General features: G+C 70.8%; 18 protein-coding genes. 8 read left to right on the top strand and 10 right to left on the bottom strand.

The window, feature by feature from the left end; all coding sequences use genetic code 11:
* Nucleotides 1-58 precede the first annotated feature (58 nt).
* Complete coding sequence (locus ACLF6P_RS16255; RefSeq protein ID WP_415951032.1) at nucleotides 59-1,018, top strand: bile acid:sodium symporter family protein; 960 nt, start codon at nucleotides 59-61, stop codon at nucleotides 1,016-1,018.
* 9 nt (nucleotides 1,019-1,027) lie between these two features.
* Here ACLF6P_RS16255 and ACLF6P_RS16260 read toward each other — a convergent pair whose 3' ends face one another.
* The 3 genes from ACLF6P_RS16260 to ACLF6P_RS16270 form a co-directional block, all read right to left on the bottom strand.
* Complete coding sequence (locus ACLF6P_RS16260) at nucleotides 1,028-2,476, bottom strand: WGR domain-containing protein (RefSeq protein ID WP_415951033.1); 1,449 nt, start codon at nucleotides 2,474-2,476, stop codon at nucleotides 1,028-1,030.
* Nucleotides 2,477-2,579: 103 nt separating this feature from the next.
* Nucleotides 2,580-2,975, bottom strand: coding sequence for a hypothetical protein (locus ACLF6P_RS16265; protein ID WP_415951034.1), 396 nt, complete (start codon nucleotides 2,973-2,975; stop codon nucleotides 2,580-2,582).
* A gap of 11 nt (nucleotides 2,976-2,986) precedes the next feature.
* On the bottom strand, nucleotides 2,987-3,337 hold the full coding sequence (locus tag ACLF6P_RS16270; protein WP_415951035.1) for an ATP-binding protein: 351 nt from the start codon (nucleotides 3,335-3,337) through the stop codon (nucleotides 2,987-2,989).
* Nucleotides 3,338-3,738: 401 nt separating this feature from the next.
* Here ACLF6P_RS16270 and ACLF6P_RS16275 point away from each other — a divergent pair, with 401 nt between their 5' ends.
* From ACLF6P_RS16275 to ACLF6P_RS16285, 3 genes are all read left to right on the top strand, one after another.
* Entirely contained in the window at nucleotides 3,739-4,599 is an 861-nt protein-coding gene (locus ACLF6P_RS16275; protein ID WP_415951036.1) for a helix-turn-helix domain-containing protein, read from the top strand.
* A 47-nt stretch (nucleotides 4,600-4,646) separates the two neighbouring features.
* Nucleotides 4,647-4,895 carry a DUF397 domain-containing protein gene (locus ACLF6P_RS16280; protein WP_415951055.1) on the top strand — a complete coding sequence of 83 codons (249 nt, stop codon included), beginning with the start codon at nucleotides 4,647-4,649 and terminating at the stop codon, nucleotides 4,893-4,895.
* A 73-nt stretch (nucleotides 4,896-4,968) separates the two neighbouring features.
* Complete coding sequence (locus ACLF6P_RS16285; RefSeq protein WP_415951038.1) at nucleotides 4,969-5,790, top strand: SAM-dependent methyltransferase; 822 nt, start codon at nucleotides 4,969-4,971, stop codon at nucleotides 5,788-5,790.
* Nucleotides 5,791-5,888: 98 nt separating this feature from the next.
* On the opposite strand, the gene ACLF6P_RS16290 is transcribed toward ACLF6P_RS16285, so the two are convergent.
* Complete coding sequence (locus ACLF6P_RS16290; RefSeq protein WP_415951039.1) at nucleotides 5,889-6,863, bottom strand: SGNH/GDSL hydrolase family protein; 975 nt, start codon at nucleotides 6,861-6,863, stop codon at nucleotides 5,889-5,891.
* A 164-nt stretch (nucleotides 6,864-7,027) separates the two neighbouring features.
* Nucleotides 7,028-7,510, bottom strand: coding sequence for an anthrone oxygenase family protein (locus tag ACLF6P_RS16295; RefSeq protein ID WP_415951040.1), 483 nt, complete (start codon nucleotides 7,508-7,510; stop codon nucleotides 7,028-7,030).
* A 319-nt stretch (nucleotides 7,511-7,829) separates the two neighbouring features.
* Between ACLF6P_RS16295 and ACLF6P_RS16300 the strand changes: the two genes are divergently transcribed.
* Nucleotides 7,830-8,249 carry a CBS domain-containing protein gene (locus tag ACLF6P_RS16300; RefSeq protein WP_415951042.1) on the top strand — a complete coding sequence of 140 codons (420 nt, stop codon included), beginning with the start codon at nucleotides 7,830-7,832 and terminating at the stop codon, nucleotides 8,247-8,249.
* Nucleotides 8,250-8,579: 330 nt separating this feature from the next.
* Complete coding sequence (locus ACLF6P_RS16305; RefSeq protein ID WP_415951043.1) at nucleotides 8,580-9,374, top strand: methyltransferase domain-containing protein; 795 nt, start codon at nucleotides 8,580-8,582, stop codon at nucleotides 9,372-9,374.
* Between the two features lie 68 nt (nucleotides 9,375-9,442).
* Here ACLF6P_RS16305 and ACLF6P_RS16310 read toward each other — a convergent pair whose 3' ends face one another.
* Together ACLF6P_RS16310 and ACLF6P_RS16315 are read right to left on the bottom strand one after the other, a co-directional pair.
* Nucleotides 9,443-10,330, bottom strand: a complete 888-nt coding sequence (locus ACLF6P_RS16310; RefSeq protein ID WP_415951056.1) for a carbohydrate kinase family protein — start codon at nucleotides 10,328-10,330, stop codon at nucleotides 9,443-9,445.
* A gap of 128 nt (nucleotides 10,331-10,458) precedes the next feature.
* Nucleotides 10,459-11,358, bottom strand: coding sequence for a pseudouridine-5'-phosphate glycosidase (locus ACLF6P_RS16315; RefSeq protein WP_415951045.1), 900 nt, complete (start codon nucleotides 11,356-11,358; stop codon nucleotides 10,459-10,461).
* A 256-nt stretch (nucleotides 11,359-11,614) separates the two neighbouring features.
* Here ACLF6P_RS16315 and ACLF6P_RS16320 point away from each other — a divergent pair, with 256 nt between their 5' ends.
* The gene (locus ACLF6P_RS16320) at nucleotides 11,615-11,992 is read left to right on the top strand and encodes a cupin domain-containing protein (RefSeq protein ID WP_415951046.1); all 378 of its coding nucleotides are present in this window, start codon (nucleotides 11,615-11,617) and stop codon (nucleotides 11,990-11,992) included.
* A 66-nt stretch (nucleotides 11,993-12,058) separates the two neighbouring features.
* Here the strand turns inward: ACLF6P_RS16320 and ACLF6P_RS16325 are convergent, their stop codons facing one another.
* From ACLF6P_RS16325 to ACLF6P_RS16335, 3 genes are all read right to left on the bottom strand, one after another.
* Nucleotides 12,059-13,459, bottom strand: a complete 1,401-nt coding sequence (locus ACLF6P_RS16325) for an MFS transporter (protein WP_415951047.1) — start codon at nucleotides 13,457-13,459, stop codon at nucleotides 12,059-12,061.
* Nucleotides 13,460-13,512: 53 nt separating this feature from the next.
* Nucleotides 13,513-14,094 carry a methylated-DNA--[protein]-cysteine S-methyltransferase gene (locus ACLF6P_RS16330; RefSeq protein WP_415951058.1) on the bottom strand — a complete coding sequence of 194 codons (582 nt, stop codon included), beginning with the start codon at nucleotides 14,092-14,094 and terminating at the stop codon, nucleotides 13,513-13,515.
* 94 nt (nucleotides 14,095-14,188) lie between these two features.
* Complete coding sequence (locus ACLF6P_RS16335; RefSeq protein WP_415951060.1) at nucleotides 14,189-15,028, bottom strand: glycerophosphodiester phosphodiesterase; 840 nt, start codon at nucleotides 15,026-15,028, stop codon at nucleotides 14,189-14,191.
* A gap of 509 nt (nucleotides 15,029-15,537) precedes the next feature.
* Here ACLF6P_RS16335 and ACLF6P_RS16340 point away from each other — a divergent pair.
* Nucleotides 15,538-16,374: an MHYT domain-containing protein gene (locus ACLF6P_RS16340; RefSeq protein WP_415951048.1), complete on the top strand. Its 837-nt coding sequence runs from the start codon at nucleotides 15,538-15,540 to the stop codon at nucleotides 16,372-16,374.
* The last annotated feature ends 113 nt before the right edge of the window (nucleotides 16,375-16,487 follow it).

Raw genomic sequence — 16,487 nt, forward strand, 5'->3', positions numbered from 1 at the left:
GGTCTCCGCCCGCCCGTGGCCATGGACTCCTCGGCCCGCACCCCCCACCCTGACCCCCATGGATTCCGGCCTGGTCACCATCCTCGTTCCCGTCGTGCTCGCGCTGATCATGTTCGGGCTCGGGATGAGCCTGGGCATCGGGGACTTCCGGCGGGTGCGGGAGTATCCGCGCGTGGTGCTCGCGGCGCTCGGATGCCAGCTGGTCGTGCTGCCCGCGGCCTGCTTCGGGCTCATCCACGCTTTCGGGCTCGCGGCCGCTCCCGCGATCGGCATGATGCTGCTCGCCGCCTCGCCCGGCGGGACCATGGCGAATCTGTACAGCCATCTCTTCGGCGGGGATGTCGCGCTCAACATCACGCTCACCGCGATCAATTCGGTGCTTGCCGTGTTCACCCTTCCTCTCGTGGTGAATCTGGCGGTCGGCTACTGGGACACGGCGGGCGAGGACGGGACGGTCGGGCTGCAGTTCGGCAAGACGCTGCAGGTGTTCGCCCTGGTGCTGATCCCGGTCGCCGTGGGCATGGTGGTGCGTGCCCGGCGGCCCGGCTTCGCCGAGCGCGCCGAGCGGCCCGTCAAGGCGCTCTGCCTGGTGATCCTGGCCGGTGTGATCGTCGCCGCCTTCCTCGCCGAGCGGAACAACGTGGGGGAGTACCTGGCCGAAGTCGGCCTCATCGCCCTCGTGTTCAGCTGCATCTCACTCGGGACCGGTTACCTCGCCGCCCGACTGGTCGGTGCCGCGCATACGCAGGGCGTCGCCGCCTGCATGGAGATCGGGATGCACAACACCTCCCTCTCCCTGACCATTGCGATGAGCCCCTCGCTGCTCGACAGCACGGAGATCGCCGTGCCCAGTGCCGTGTACGCGATCCTGATCTACTTCACGGCAGGAGCGGCCGGCTTGCTGCTCAGGCGCTTCGGGGCGGGACAGCGGACAGGGGAGGGCCGGTCGCGGCCCGGCGCCGTCGAGCAGGGCGCCGGCCACGAGGACGGGCAGGCCGCCGGGCGCGGCGGCGCGTGACGGGCCGGCTCAGACCAAGCGCCGTATCTCGCCCCGTACACGGTAGAAGCCGCCTGACGCGGGGTGCAGCGCGTCGACCACATAGCGGGCGCCGGGCTGGCGTATACCGCGCGGGAACTGCACGTTCCACGAGGGCTCATAGCCGTCCGTGAGCACATGGACGCGCAGCCGCGAGCCTTCCTGGACGCACTCGACCACCACACCGTCGGCGGGCGCCGCCGACACCGTGTGCACCTCGGCTACCGTGGTCGCCGGGGTGTACGTGGGCGTCGCCGCGGAGTACTTGACGTCCACGGCGGCCGGGACGGAACCGGACTCGGCCGCGCTGATCGCCGAAGGCGAGGCGTCCACGCAGACGAGGGAGCCGTCCGTGGTCACCATGTACAGCTTCTCGTCCAGATACTGCATGGACAGCGCCGAACCGTTGCCGGTGCGCAGCTTCCACAGACGGGTGCCGTCGGCGGTGAAGCAGTACACGGAGGAGGAGCTGTCACCGGCGAAGACATGGCGGCCGTCCGGGGACGTGGCGCACGAGTAGACCGGAGCATCGCACCGGTAGGTCGCCTCGATCAGCCCCGTGGTCTTCGACAGCCGCTGCACGGTGTGGCGGGCCGTCCCCGCGTACACCGAACTGTCCTCCTGCCAGCCGAAGAGCACCCCGCCCTGAGTGCGGGTGTGCCACAACTCGCCGCTGCCGTCCGGCGCATAGGCCGTCACGCCGTCCTGGTGGCCGTGGTAGACAGCCTGCTCGTCGGCGCGGACCATCCAGGCGTGCTGTCCGGTGGACCTGCGCGACCACTGGTACTCGTCCTCGTGGTCGATCACGGTCAGGCCGCCGTCGCGGTCGGCGACATCGAGGACGCCCTCGTGGATGTCGAGCCAGAAGATGTCCACGTCATGGGCGATGTCGTAGGCGGCGAACGGGAGCTTCGAGGAGAGGTCGTAGACCTTGCCGTCGTCACAGCCCGCATAGATCCAGAAGTCGTCCGCGACCAGGCACTTGACGCCGTCCGGCAGCGCATAGCGGGCGAGTACCTCGCCGCTGTGGCTCAGGGTGTACACATCGCCCGACTGGTTGCCCACCCAGCAGCGGTCCTCGTCGACATGGATACCGAAGGCCGCGGAACCGGTGCGGAAGCGCCACAGGACCGGGGCCACGCTGCGGGCGCTCGACGGCGCCGAGGTGACCTGACGGCGCGTCACCGGGCGCGGGGAGCGCTGCCCCTGGACCGCCGGTGCGTACCCCTTGCGCACCTTCTCGCCGATCTTCTTCGCCGCGGCGGCCTGTGCCTTGGCCGCCGTCGGGAAGGAGGACGTCTGCTGCTGGCCGGCCGCGCCGATCCGTCCGTAGCGCACCGAGACGACTGTCCCCTCCACGGTCACCTCGTAGAACTTGTGCGCGCCGCCGCCCTCCTGGGACAGCTCCAGATACGTATGCGTACGCTCCCCCTGCGCCATGCCACACCTCTCCCCGGGTCGGGGGCCCGGCGCCCCTCCGGCGCTCGCGACCACTGGAAAAGACGGTACGGGGCACCACTGACAATCGAGGGATCAGCCGGTCCTACGCCTCGGCGGGCCGCATCCACACCGGTACCGTCCGGGTGATCCGGCACAGCGTCAGATACAGCGGAATCGGCGGCGTGTACGGGGCGTCATGCCCCGGATGGTGGATCAGCCGTGCCCCGCTCGCCGTCTGCGGCACCAGCGCGTGCGGTGCGTAGCGCACCGGTTCGGGCCAGTCCAGGGACTGCTGGGAGTGCGAGGGCACGATCCACCACCACTGTTCCCCGGTGACGTACACACAGCCGATCCGGGACATCCGGCTCATGGCCTGCCGGCCGAGCTCCGCGGGCATGCCCACGGCGTCGCAGCCCAGTTGGGTGCGCATCCCGTCGGGCAGTTCCAGCGGGATGTCACTGAGGCGGCGGGCGAGTGCGGTGAGTCGGTCCAGGGTCATCGCGCGCATGCTCAGCCCACCTCGGAAGCCGCGGTACGGGGCAGATCGGCCCAGACCTCGAGCCCGAGGCCTGCTTCCTGGGTACCCCACGAACGGCATATCGCCTGCACCAGGAGCAGTCCGCGCCCATGGTCCTCGCCGGCGTCCCGCGCGGGGTGGGGTGCGGGGCGGTCCGGGCCGCAGCCCTCGTCCAGGACCGATATCCGCAGCAGGTCTGCTGCGTTGTCGTCCAGCAGCTCGCAGACGATGCGGCGGCTCGCGGTGTGCACCACGGCGTTGGTGACGAGTTCGGACACGACAAGAGCGGCCAGGTCACGGGTCTCCTCGCACAGCGCCCAGCCGGTCAGGCGCTCACGTGTCATCCGTCTGGCGTACGGCACGGCCTCGACGCCCGAGACGAGCTCGAAACGGCAACGTCGGCCGAGGTCCGGTTGTACTGATGCGTTACCGAGGGCCACGGCCGGTTCCTAACGGGGCGGTGGGGGGTTCCCCGCTCTGGGGGCAACTCCCGGATGAAGCCTGGGGGAGGAGTTGTGAGTTTGGAGTGGGGGCTCCCCTGCTCGAACTCGGTTGAGAGCTTGGGGACTGGTTCACAGATGCCACTATCTCCCCGCCGTGAACACTTGGCAAGACGCACTCTGAAAAATGCACAGTGTGCTGTTGCACCTTGGAGGGTCATGGCACACTGCTCGGACCGGTCGCGGCGGCCACTGTGTGTAACGGTGAACCGGCCGCGCTACAGAACGACCCGAGCGAGGTAGACGTGAGCGAACCGCGGTCCGCTCCCACCGTGGGCCAGGTCGTCCTGGGCAAACGCCTCCAGGAGCTGCGCGAGAACGCGGGGCTCAAGCGTGAGGAGGCGGCCCGGGTCCTACGCGTCGCGCCCGCCACGGTGCGGCGGATGGAGATGGCCGAGGTCGCCTTCAAGATCCCGTACGTACAACTGCTGCTGAACGCGTACGGGGCCGATCCGGTCGAGACCGAGTCCTTCGTCGAGCTCGCCGAGGAGGCCAACAAGCCCGGCTGGTGGCAGCGGTACCACGACATCCTGCCGAGCTGGTTCTCCATGCACGTCAGCCTGGAGGGCGCGGCCAGCCTGCTGCGCTCCTACGAACCGCACTTCGTCCCCGGCCTGCTGCAGACCGAGGGCTACGCCCGCGAGGTTCTGCGGGCCGGCTCGATCGGCACCATGGGAGAAGAGGAGATCGAGCGGCATGTGGCGCTGCGGATGCAGCGTCAGGAACTGCTCGGCAGGGAGGAGCCGCCCCGCCTCTGGGTGATCATGGACGAGACCGTGCTGCGCCGAACCGTGGGCAGTGCTGAGGTGATGCGCGGGCAGCTCGACCGGCTCATCGAGGCCACCCAGTCACCCCATGTGACCCTGCAGATCGCGGAGTTCTCCGCGGGACCGCACCCCGGGACGTACGGACCCTTCGTGCTGTTCCGCTTCGCGGTGCCCGAGCTGCAGGACATGGTCTACGCCGAATATCTGACCGGCGCCGTCTATCTGGACCGCCGCGCCGAGGTCGTCTCGTACCTCGAGGCGATGGACAAGATGGCCGCACTGGCCGCCTCGGCACACCGCACGAAGGAGATTCTCAAGGATCTCCGCAAGGAGCTCTGATGGATCAGCTGTCCGCGAACGGGGGCCGGATGGATTCCAAGGGGACCATGATCAGCGAGGACGAAGCCATCTACAACGGGATGCCCGCACGTGAACTCGGCTCCGAGGGCTGGCTGAAGCCCTGGAGCGGAGGCAACGGGGGCAACTGCGTCGAGGCGATGAAACTCGCCGACGGGCGCATAGCGGTACGGCAGTCGGCGGATCCCGACGGCCCCGCGCTCATCTACACGCTGGGTGAGATCCACGCGTTCATCGAGGGCGCGAAGTCGGGACAGGCGGACTTTCTGCTGTCATGATCACGGGTACATGCATGAGCATGGGCACCATGGGGCTCAACTCTCTCATCCACCACGGGACTTGGAGCGTCTTATGAGCGGGCAAGAGGCGGCGGACGGGCGGGCCGCTGTGAAGATCGACACCAGCAAGCCGCACCCGGCCCGGATGTACGACTGGTTCCTGGGCGGCAAGGACAACTATCCCGTCGACGAGGAGATGGCCGCCCAGCTGCTCAAGATCGAACCGCGCGGCCGGGAACTCGCCCGGGTCAACCGCGCCTTCATGCACCGCGCGGTCCGCTGGCTCGCCGGTCAGGGGATACGTCAGTACCTGGACATCGGTACCGGCATCCCCACCGAGCCCAACCTCCACCAGATCGCACAGCAGGCGGCCCCGGAATCCCGCGTCGTCTACTGCGACAACGACCCCATCGTGCTCGCACACGCCGAGGCGCTGCTGCGCTCCACGCCCGAAGGCGTGACCGAGTACATTCAGGCCGACGCCCGGCACCCCGAGGTCATCCTCGAACACGCGGGCAAGTTCCTGGACTTCGACAAGCCCATCGCGCTGTCGATGCTCGCCCTCCTCCACTTCATCTCCGACGAGGACGGTGCGTACGAGCTCGTGGACCGGCTCGTCGAGCAGCTCGCCCCCGGCAGCTATGTCGTCCTGTCCCAGACCACCGGCGATTTCAACCCGGGCGGCGCGGATGCGGCGATGGAGGTGTACAAGGCGCGCGGTCTCGTCCTCGCGCTGCGTACGCGCGCGCAGGTCGAGCGTTTCTTCCACGGCCTGGAGATCGTGGAGCCCGGCGTCTCGCTGACCGCCGAATGGCACCCCGAGCTCGGCGAGCCGGTCCCGGTCACCGGCGACGAGCCGATCCCCGGGTACGCGGTCGTCGCGCGCAAGCCGTAGGCCCAGCGCGCAAGCCGTAGGCCCAGCGCGCAAGCCGTGAGGTCCAAGGGGTGCGGCGGATCATGCCATCGCGCCGGCGGCATGATTCGCCGGACCCCTTACATGTCAGGGGTGCCGCGCACCTGCCGGGTGACCGTATCGGCGATCGCCCGGCTGAAGCGCAGCACGCCCGGTGAGCGCTTCGCGCACGGCTTCGGCGTCTTGGTCGTCGGGGCCAGACAGAAGTGCAGGTAGTCGTCATCGCGGTGCAGCTGTGCGCGGCCGCCGTCGGTGCAGTAAGGGGGGTGCTCGCGCTCGTAGCGGGTGCACGGCAGCCACTGCACATGGGCATAGCGGCCGCCGGGCCCGCTCACCGCTGCCCCCGCGTCTGCGGTGATGTCGCCGCGTGCGGCGGCCTGCTTCCGGTACAGAGCGTTGATCCGCCGGATGCGGTCCGGGGACATCGGATCTGGGCCCTGCAGCACCCAGACGAGCGTGGGGCGCTCGATCCCCACGTCCTTGGCGGCCCGTTCGATCTCGGTGGTCAGGGCGCGGGCGTCGGCGGCATGGCGCTCGTAGTAGGCCGCGGAGCCCTGCGCGATGCTGCCCATGCAGGGCGTGTAGCCCCAGGAGTTGCCCCAGAACTGCAGGATCACCACGGTCGGCTTCACCTCGCGCACGAGCGCGGCCGCCTTGTGCTGCGGCGGGACCAGGGAACGGTCCTCTCCGCGCTCCAGATAGTCACAGAGTGTGGTGCCCGAGTACGGGGCATTGCGCAGACTCGCGGTGTCCTCGAGCAAACCGGCCAGGACCTCCTGGTTCTCCATGGCCAGTGAGTCGCCCAGGTAGAGGGCGGGTACCGGGGCCTCGGAGGCGGCTTCGGAACCGGCGCCGGACCTGCCCGCGTCCTTAGGCCCGTCCGCGTCCTCGGGTACGGGACTTGCGTCGGAGGTACGGGAAGCAGGCGCCGTGGGCCGCGCGGCGGCCCCTGACGGGTCGGAGGTGACGAGCAGCCGCCAGCCGAGCACGGCGACGGCGAGAACGCCGAGCACCGTGACGGCCACGGCCCAGCTCGTGGAGCGCTGGCCGGCCATGGGACTCCCTGAGGCGTCGAGTGGGGGACGCACCACGGTGGCGGGTTCACGCCCAGAGGTCCAGAGGCAGTGGGTGGCCGATTGCGGCGATCTTGGCCGGACAGCGCGCCGCCCTGCCGACGGAACACGTCCAGGGCAGCGCCGATCCGCGGCCGACCAAGGGCTCAGGCGGCGAGCGCCAGCACCATCGCCGCGCAGCCCGCGAGCGCCGCTCCGGCGCGTACGTGGTTCCAGGCGGTCCACTCGGAGACGTACCGCTGCCACGGCTCGGCGCTCTCCGCGGATTCCGGGTCGAGCTTCTCCAGGGCTGCGTTGCGTGGAACATTGGCCGCCGCAGTCACCCCGAAGCAGCCCACCAGGTACAGCACACAGCCGGTCAGCAGCTCCCAGGCGCCGCCGTCCGGCCATCTCACCAGCGTCATCACGGCCAGTACGGCACTCAGCAGTGTGGTGCCCATGAAAACCCCGAGGAACACCGGGTTGAGGATCAGCGTATTGAGCTTCTGCATCGTGATCAGGCCCTGTTTCCAGGGCAGTGCCCCGAGTGTCCTCATCACCGAGGCGGAGAAGGCGAAGAAGACGCCGGCCATCACGCCGCTGCCGAGCGCCGCCACCAGGGTCAGCGCGAAGTACGGTCCGTCGATCATGACAACTCCCTTGGGAACGAAGAGGGGTTGGCGCCACGGCCCGCAGCCCGGAGAGCGTGCGGTGACGGGCCCGATCCTGCTGGCCGACGGCCGCCACCACAAGTGAAATCCCCACGCCCGCTCCCGGACCATCGACCGGCCGCGCAGCCGCATGCGCGAGCGTCTCCCGGCCGGGCACCCACTCCGGATCCCGATCACACTCCGTAGCCGCCCGTCTCCCCGCAGGTGCGGCATCCGTGTGCCGGGACGAGAATGAGTCCGCCGGACCCTGCGGTGTCACCCGCACCGCGCCGGCCGGTCGGAAACCGGGAGGTATCCCATGACCACCGCCGCAGACATCATGCACCCCGGGGCCCAGTGGATCCCCGCCCACGAAACCCTGGACCGCGCCGCACAGCTGATGCGCACGCTCAATGTCGGCGCACTGCCGATCAGTGACGAGAACGAACGGCTCTGCGGGATTCTCACCGACCGCGACATCGTCGTCGGCTGCGTGGCCATGGGGCACGACCCGTCGAAGATCACCTGCGGCGAGATGGCCAAGGGCACCCCGCGCTGGGTGGAGGCGGGCGCCGACGTCGGTGAGGTGCTCGACGAGATGCAGAGCCACCAGATCCGGCGGCTCCCTGTGATCGACAACAAGCGGCTCGTCGGGATGATCAGCGAGGCCGACCTCGCCAAGCATCTCTCCGAGGACCAGATCGCCACCTGGGTGGAGAGCGTCTACGCCACGAGCTGAGGAGCCGTGGGCACAGGCTGCTGACTCCGCCATTCCGTACAGAAGTTGAGGTCCGCCCCGTACCGGTGTCCGCTCCAGGGCGGCTGGAGAGTCCGTCTGCCGGGACGGGGCAGGGCTGAGTCCGAGCGGCATGTTCCGCGGGTGCGGCGCGAAAATGTTCTTCATGTCTTGATGCACCGCCCGGAGTAAGCGGGTTCCGCATCCGGCGGGAAATCTCCGGTGGGAATTCTCCGGCGCAACTTCGCGGCGTGAGGTCACCGGCGCAAAACTTCCGTCCGCACCGCCCTTCATGAACACTCCCAGAACCGCACAACTGGGATGATCGGCCGCATGACGCGAACCGACGGCTATCTCCTCGACAACCGCCAGACCGAGGCCGGACAGCGTTTCCAAGCGCTTTCGGCGCTGTTCGACCCCGCCACCTTCCGGCATCTCGAACGCCTGGGTGCCGGCCCCGGCGGACGCGTCTGGGAAGTGGGCGCGGGCGGCACCTCCGTGATCGCCTGGCTGGCCAGGAAGGTCGGCCCGACCGGGCGCGTGCTCGCCACCGATATCGATACTTCCTGGGCGGCCGGCGCGGCACGCTCCCCGGTCCAGGTGCTGCGCCACGACGTGGGGACCGAGGAACCACCGGGGGACGGCTTCGACCTGGTGCATGCACGCCTGGTCCTGGTCCATCTGCCGGACCGGGAGCGCGCGTTGCGTTCCATGGTCCGGGCGCTGCGGCCGGGCGGCAGACTGCTCGTCGAGGACGCGGATCCCGCGCTGCAGCCACTCGTCTGCCCCGAGGACCGCGGCCCGGAGCAGCAGCTGGCCAACCGGCTGCGGCACGGCTTCCGCGCACTGCTCGCCGACCGCGGCGCCGATCTCTCGTACGGCCGCAGACTGCCCCGGCTGCTGCGTGAGGCCGGGCTGGCCGAGGTCGAGGCGGATGCCTTCTTCCCGGTCTCCTCTCCGGACTGCGCCGCGCTCGAGCTCGCCACGGTGCGGCAGGTACGGGAGAGGCTTGTCGCGGCCGGATACGCCACGGACGAGGAGATCGACCGGCACGTCGCCAACGTAGAGACCGGTTCGATGGATCTGGCGACCGCGCCGATGATTTCAGCCTGGGGCCGCAAGGCCTGAGTCCCGCCGCGGGGTGCGGGCCGATGCTCCCGTACCCCGCGGGGTACGGGAGCATCGGCCCGCACCCCTCACCTCCCGGGCGGCCGCCCGCCGACCCGCCCCACCGCGAGCGCACCCGCCCGGCACCCCTCGGCCGCGGCCTCGCGCTCGTCCGCGCCGGAGAGCCAGGCCGCGAGAAACGCCCCGGTGAAGGCGTCACCGGCCCCCGTCGTGTCCACCGCATCGGCCTCGGTAGCCGGCACTTCGCCGGTCACCGCGCCCGCGCGGCACACCAGCGCGCCCTTCGCGCCCTGCTTGGCCACGACCAGCGGGTAGTGCCGGCTCAACAGCCCGGCCGCAGCCGGGAGATCCGCGCAGCCGCTGAGCAGCAGCGCCTCATCGCGGCTCGGCAGCAGGACGTCCACACCCTCCGTCGCCTCCAGGAACCGGTCGACGCCACTCTCCTTCAGAAACCCCGCCGAGGCCGGATCCACGCTCACCGTCACTCCGCGGGCCCGCGCGGTACGCATCGCCGCGACGGCCGTGTCTCTGCTCGGCGTTCCGAAGAGGAGGTAGCCGGAGACATGGAGGTGGGCGATCCGGTCGAACAGCCCGGGGGAGAGGTCCGCGGCCCGCAGCCGCAGCACCGCCCCGCTGTCCGTGAGGAACGACCGCTCCGCCGCCGCGGCCCCGTCGACCAGGCAGATCACCGTGCCGGTGGGTGCTTGCTCGTCAACAGTGAGATGCGCCCGTACGCCTGCGGCGGCCAGCTCCCTGAGGTGCCAGTCGGCGGAGTCCGCACCGACCCGTCCCGCGAGCCGCACCTCGCGACAGCCCTGGTACGCCGCCCAGCAGGCCACGTTGGCGCCCGCGCCGCCGGGGGCCAGACGGATCTCGGCCGTCGTGTCGGTGCCCGCCGCCAACGGCGCACGGTGACGTGCCACCACATCGGTGACCACGTCCCCGAGCACGAGCAACCCCTGGCCGTCGCCGTTCCCTCCCTCCGTGCCGAGGGCGCCGTCCGCGCCGACGGTTCGGTCCGAGCCATCGGCCCCGTCCGCGCCGACGGCCGCCTCCGCGCGCCTGCCCGCTCCCGCTCCCTCCGTCACGCCCACGCCGAAGCGATCCGTGCGGCGAGCCGTACGTTCCCGCGTACGGCGGCCAGATTGGCCTGCAGCGAAGCCCCCTCGGTGCGCCGCACCAGGAAGTCCAGCAGGAACGGCGTGACCGCCTGGCCCGTCACCCCCTGCTCGTCACAGGCCCGCAGTGCCTCGTCCAGAACCCGCGTATGGAGCCGGGGGTCGAGCTGCTCCTCCATCGGGACGGGGTTCGCGACGATCAGCGCCGCGTCCGCACCGCCCAGTTCGTCCTGGGCGCGCAGGACCGAGGCGACCTCCGCGGGGGAGTACAGCGACCAGTCCACGGGCTCTCCGGAGTCCGCCACGTAGAACCCGGGGAACCGGTCCGTCCGGTAGCCCGCCACGGAGATCCCCAGCGTCTCCAGGCGCTGCAGCGTCGCCGGGACATCGAGGATCGACTTGACCCCCGCGCAGACGACCGCGATCCGCGTCCGCGCGAGCAGCCCCAGGTCTGCCGATTCGTCCTGCGTGGCGGTCCACCGCCGGTGCACCCCGCCCAGTCCACCGGTCGCGAAGATCCGGATGCCGGCGCGCGCCGCGAGAAACGCCGTACCGGACACGGTCGTCGCGCCCGTGGTGCCGGTGGCCAGCGCGAACGGCAGATCGCGGCTGCCCAGCTTCCGTACAGAATCACCGGCCGCGATCCGCTCCAGCTGCTTCTTGTCGAGGCCGACCCGCGCCTGTCCGTCGATCACGGCGATCGTGGCCGGAACGGCCCCTTCGTCCCGTACCGACTGTTCGAATTCCAGGGCCATTTCGAAATTGGCCGGCCGCGGCAGCCCATGCGCGATGATCGTCGACTCGAGGGCCACCACAGGACGCCGCGCGGCCATCGCGTCCCGTACCTCAGCGGAAACCACCAGCACGCGCATGTCTCCCCTCATCGGGAACTCCCGTCGTATCCCTTCATCCTTGGCGGGAAGGACCGCCCGCCAAACCGCCCGCCGGTCATACGAACGCGGGCCCGCGCGCCCGGCCGATGTCCCGGCCCGTGCACAAGGCGGAGTCTGCTGTCAGGGAGCGCTGTGGCAAGGGGCTGCGGGCAGGCAACCCGCGCCCGAGCGGCGGAAAGGACCTGCCCGCCGTCGGCGCGGGCGCACAGGGCCTCTAGAGTGACCGGCCATGACGACTGATCTTGACGAGGCCGCCGCCTCCGTACCCGGTTCCTTCGCCGTGCACATCCCGGACGCCGAGCTCGAACCCGAACCGCTCGACCCCGCCCAGATCGTGTCGGGCGCGCCCGAGGTGACCGGCAAGGTCCTCTGGGAGTCCCCGGACGGCAAGCAGCTGCGCGGCATCTGGCAGATCACGCCGGGCGTCGTCACCGATACGGAGGCGAACGAGCTGTTCGTGGTGGTGAGCGGACGGGCGACCGTGGCCGTCGAGGGCGGCGACGTGCTGGAGCTCGGGCCGGGGGTGGCGGCGGTGCTGCGTGAAGGCGACCGTACGACCTGGACGGTGCACGAGACGCTGCGCAAGGCGTATCACATCAGCCTCTGATCGCATCAGCCTCTGATCACATCGACCGTGCGGTCCGCGTCAACCGTCGAGTCGCCCGGCGTCCGGTCACTCCCCTGCGCCCGGCGCGTCCTTGGCGGCGGGCACATCCTCGGCGAGTACGGAACGGTCGGACCTCGTACGCGCGGATGCGGCGCCCTCTGCTGCGGCGCCGGCCGACGCAGGACCGGCCGCTGCAAGCTCGGCCGGACGCGCCCGTCGCGGTGTGAGGAGGGCGAGCGCCGCCAACGGCAGCAGCAGGGCGGCGGCGACCAGGTTGAGCCAGCCGTAGCTCGCCTGCGCGACGATCAGTCCGGCCAGGGCGCCACCGATGCCCGCTGCCGCGTTCATCGTCAGATCGGACAGGCCCTGGGCGGCGGCGCGGGCGGGCTGGGGCACGGAGTCGGTGAGCAGGGCGGAACCGGAGACGAGCCCCGCCGACCAGCCGAGGCCGAGGACGAAGAGACCGATCGCCGTCTGCGTGTGGTTCGGGCCCGCGGTACCGGCGAGCAGGGCCGCGAGGGCGAGCAGCGAGATTCCGAGCGAGATGACGGCGAGGCTGCCGAAGCGGTCCGAGAGGCGGCCCATGACCGGCGAGAACGCGTACATCCCGGCGATGTGACCGCTGATCACCAGGCCGATCAGCTCGATGTCGGCGCCATGGTGCCCGAGGTCCACCGGGGTCATCGACATGATCGAGACCATCGCGGTGTGCGAGACGGCGACGGTCACCAGCGCGAGCCGGGCGCGTGGTGACGCCGCCACGGCGGCCAGCCCGGCGCGCAGCGAGCGGCTCTGCGGTGAGCCCTCCGCCTCCGGTTCGAGCGCGCGGGCGGTGAGCAGCGGATCGGGCCGCAGGAGTACGGCGACGAGCACGGCCGCGATGACGAACACCCCCGCGGCCCACAGGAACGGGCCCGAGGCCTCGGGTATCCCGAGCGCCCGGATGCTGCGGCCCGCGGGCGCCGCGATGTTGGGCCCGAGCACGGCGCCGATCGTCGTCGCCCAGACCACGTTGGAGATCGCCCGTGCCCGGTGCTGCGGCTCGGCGAGGTCGGCGGCCGCGAAGCGGGCCTGCAGGTTGGCGGAGGACGCGGCCCCGAAGCCCGCCATACCGGCGAGCAGCAGCGGGAAGCTGCCGATCGCCGCCGCGAGCACGACGATGCCGGCGCCCAGCGCGCCGATCACGTAGGCGAGGACCAGCCCGGCCCGCCGCCCGCGCCGGGTCATCAGCGCGGCCAGCGGCATCGACAGGATCGCGGTGCCGGCCACGGTCGCGGTCGGAGCGAGCCCGGAGAGCGCCTCGGTTCCGCTGACCTCCTTGGCGAGCACGGCAGCGAGCGCGATGCCGGTGGCGACCCCGAGCCCGCCGAGGATCTGGCTTGCGACGAGCACGACGGTGGTCCGTCGGCGCAGCGCGGGCAGTTCGTCGGGGGCCGGGGGTATGTGCGACGAGTCGATGGTGGTCACCGGCGCAGTGTGCCAGGTGCGGGGAGCACCGCGCTGCCCGGCTTCGGCGCCGTTCAGAACAGCGGCTGGGGCAGTACGCCCTCCAGCGCGAGCAGTTTCCGCTTGGTCTCCAGGCCTCCGCCGAAGCCGCCGATCCCCCCGTCACTCTCCACGACCCGGTGGCAGGGCACCACCACGGGCAGTGGATTGGCTCCCATCGCCATGCCCACCGCCTGTGCGGCGCCCGGCTGCCCGACCCGGCGGGCCAGCTCCCCGTAGCCGACGACCGCTCCGTACGGCACTCCCGCGAACAGCTCGCGCAGCACCTGACGGTTGAAGCCGCCGATGAGCGTCCAGTCCAGATCGAGCGTGAACGCGCGCAGCTCCCCGGCGAAGTACGCCCGGAGCTGACGTATGGGTTCAGCAAGGCGCGGCGAGCCGGGTGACTCGACGGCCGCGCCCCCGAAGCGCGCCTCCAGGCCGGCCACGGCCTTCCCGCGCACGGCCTCGCGCGCATGGAAGACCACATTGACCAGGCCTTTGTCCGTGGCGGCGAGGAGCAGCGGCCCGATGTCGCTGCCGACGACCGCCCACTCGACGGCGGCGGGCCCGCCGCCCGCGGTCCGCGTGGCCTGTTCTTCGGTGTTCCCCTCGATGTTCACGCTGCCAACGGTACGGCGGGCCACTGACAACGACGCCCGGGACGGCCGCGCCGCGGCCCGGTCCCTGAGGCAGCGGCAGGCCGGTCACTCAGTCGCGTACCGCGTCCCGTACGACATCGGGCCGGTTGGTGATGATGCCGTCCACCCCGTAGCCGGCCACGCGCTGCGCGTTTGCCCGGTCGTCGACCGTCCAGGTGAAGACCTCCAGCGGCCTGCCGTGCGGACCGCGCTGTGCGTGCACGGCGGCGACGTAGTCGGCGGAGATGCTCCGGTGGCTGGGGTTGATCTGGTCCGCGAACTCGGCGTACGCGGGCAGCTCGGCCACCGCAGGTGTGCCCAGGAACGCGGTTCTGAGGTCCGGGCGCTGCGCGTGGACGGACCGCACGGCGTCCGCGTCGAAGCTCTGGATCACCAGCTTGTTCCTGACGTGCCCCGGGTCGAGCCAGCCGGTCTTCCGCAGGACGCGCAGCGTGTCGCGTTCGATCCCCGGGTAGAGCTCCGGCTTCTTGAGCTCCAGGACGAGCCGCTGGTCATGGCGCTCGACACGGTTCATGTACTGCTCGAGCGTCGGCACGCGCTCGCCCTTGAACTTCGCGTCGAACCAGCTGCCCGCGTCGAGCCGGGCGATCTCCGCGGCGGTGAAGTCCGCGACCTTCCACGGCGCACGGCCGGGGAAGACCTGCTCGACATTCGTGGTCCGCGCCAGACTCGCATCGTGCATGATCACGAGCTCGCCGTCCTTCGTGCGCTGGACGTCGTTCTCGACCCAGGTGAAGCCGAGCTCCCGTGCCTTGTCGACTGCGGCGAGGGTGTTCTCGGGAGCGTACGCCGAGGCGCCGCGATGGGAGACGATCACCGGCGAACCGGTCCTGGCGGCGGGCGCCTCGGGCGCGGCGGCCGGTGCCGGGGCGATGGACAGGGCGAGCATTCCGGCGCCGATGACGGCGGCGGTGGCGGTGGGTGCGTACACCAGGACCCCTCACGTCGTGCGAGCGAAGACCGACCGAGCGTGACAGGGTCGCGGCAACGGAGGGCAGGTGCGTGATGGCCGCGAGTTGAACAGGACCCGCACGGCTGTCCCTGTTCAGGACCCGCACGGCTGTCCCTGCCGGGACCCGCACGGCTGCCCTCGCCGGGACCCGCACGGCTGTCCCTGCCGGGACCCGCACGGTTGCCCTCGCCGGGACCCACACGGCTGCCCCGTCACGGCTGCTCGATGCGGCCGCACAGGGAGCGGGCACAGGTTCTTCACCTGTTCGGCACACGATGTATCCGCCATCGGCGAAGCCCATGATTTTTTGCCGGAGAATCACCGCAGAATCATTCATGCGCTCCGCCCGGCGCCTTAACCTCTGCTCAGCACCGGCCATGACCGGCCGTGCGGTGGGGTGCGGGGGCGCCCCGGGTCACCAAAAGGGGCGGAAGGGTCATCCCACCATGCAGGGCACCGTCGACGGATTCAGTTACGGGTTGGTCACTCCGATCGCCGCGTACGTCATGGCCTGTGTCGGCGGAGCCCTCGGGCTGCGCTGCACGGCGCGTTCGCTCGTGGTGGGCAACTCCTGGCGCGCGGGCTGGCTGGCGCTCGGCTCCGCGGCCATCGGCTCCGGCATCTGGACCATGCACTTCATCGCGATGATGGGCTTCTCGGTCAAGGAGGCTCCCATCACCTACGAGCCCTCGCTGACCTTCGCGAGCCTCGGCGTCGCGATCGTGATGGTGGGTGTCGGCGTGTTCATCGTGGGCTACAAGGGGCCGACGATGATGGCCCTGTTCACCGGCGGCACCATCACGGGCCTCGGGGTCGCGTCCATGCACTACCTGGGCATGGCCGCCATGCGGCTGCGCGGGACCCTCGCCTACGACACGTTCACGGTGGGCCTCTCCGTCGTCATCGCCGTGGTCGCCGCGACCGCCGCGCTCTGGGCGGCCGCCCAGGTCCGCGGCTTCGCGTGGAGCCTCGGCGCCAGCCTGGTCATGGGCATCGCCGTCAGCGGCATGCACTACACCGGCATGGCGGCGCTCAGCGTCCATCTGCACGGGACGACCGGACCGCTCACCGGCGACTCGCCCGCCGAACTGCTCGCACCGATGATGATCGGCCCGCTGGCCTTCCTCCTCCTGGCCGGCGTGATCGTGATGTTCGACCCCCTGATGATCATGGGCAAGGAGGACTGGCGCTCCGCGGCCCCGGCCCGCGACGGTGTCCCGGCCACCCCGCCGCGCAGCATGAGCGCCCCGCGCCGCAGCGCGCAGTACCGCCAGGACTGGTGAGCCCGCCGGGCACCGTGAGCGCGGGCCCGGACCGTGTGCGGCGGTGATCCGCCCCCGTTGAGTTCCTAACTGACGTCAAGTAGTTCGTGGTGTTCTTGAGGGTCGGTTCGTAG

The sequence above is a fragment of the Streptomyces lothianensis genome (assembly GCF_047779955.1).
Lineage (GTDB): Bacteria > Actinomycetota > Actinomycetes > Streptomycetales > Streptomycetaceae > Streptomyces.

Bases quoted from the DNA above. Each gene is read 5' to 3' on its own strand.
- ACLF6P_RS16320 (WP_415951046.1), top strand. From the start codon at position 11,615: ATGACGACTGATCTTGACGAGGCCGCCGCCTCCGTACCCGGTTCCTTC.
- ACLF6P_RS16270 (WP_415951035.1), bottom strand. From the start codon at position 3,337: ATGACACGTGAGCGCCTGACCGGCTGGGCGCTGTGCGAGGAGACCCGT.
- ACLF6P_RS16295 (WP_415951040.1), bottom strand. From the start codon at position 7,510: ATGATCGACGGACCGTACTTCGCGCTGACCCTGGTGGCGGCGCTCGGC.
- ACLF6P_RS16290 (WP_415951039.1), bottom strand. From the start codon at position 6,863: ATGGCCGGCCAGCGCTCCACGAGCTGGGCCGTGGCCGTCACGGTGCTC.
- ACLF6P_RS16305 (WP_415951043.1), top strand. From the start codon at position 8,580: ATGACGCGAACCGACGGCTATCTCCTCGACAACCGCCAGACCGAGGCC.
- ACLF6P_RS16300 (WP_415951042.1), top strand. From the start codon at position 7,830: ATGACCACCGCCGCAGACATCATGCACCCCGGGGCCCAGTGGATCCCC.
- ACLF6P_RS16285 (WP_415951038.1), top strand. From the start codon at position 4,969: ATGAGCGGGCAAGAGGCGGCGGACGGGCGGGCCGCTGTGAAGATCGAC.
- ACLF6P_RS16340 (WP_415951048.1), top strand. From the start codon at position 15,538: ATGCAGGGCACCGTCGACGGATTCAGTTACGGGTTGGTCACTCCGATC.
- ACLF6P_RS16280 (WP_415951055.1), top strand. From the start codon at position 4,647: ATGATCAGCGAGGACGAAGCCATCTACAACGGGATGCCCGCACGTGAA.
- ACLF6P_RS16335 (WP_415951060.1), bottom strand. From the start codon at position 15,028: ATGCTCGCCCTGTCCATCGCCCCGGCACCGGCCGCCGCGCCCGAGGCG.
- ACLF6P_RS16255 (WP_415951032.1), top strand. From the start codon at position 59: ATGGATTCCGGCCTGGTCACCATCCTCGTTCCCGTCGTGCTCGCGCTG.
- ACLF6P_RS16260 (WP_415951033.1), bottom strand. From the start codon at position 2,476: ATGGCGCAGGGGGAGCGTACGCATACGTATCTGGAGCTGTCCCAGGAG.
- ACLF6P_RS16265 (WP_415951034.1), bottom strand. From the start codon at position 2,975: ATGACCCTGGACCGACTCACCGCACTCGCCCGCCGCCTCAGTGACATC.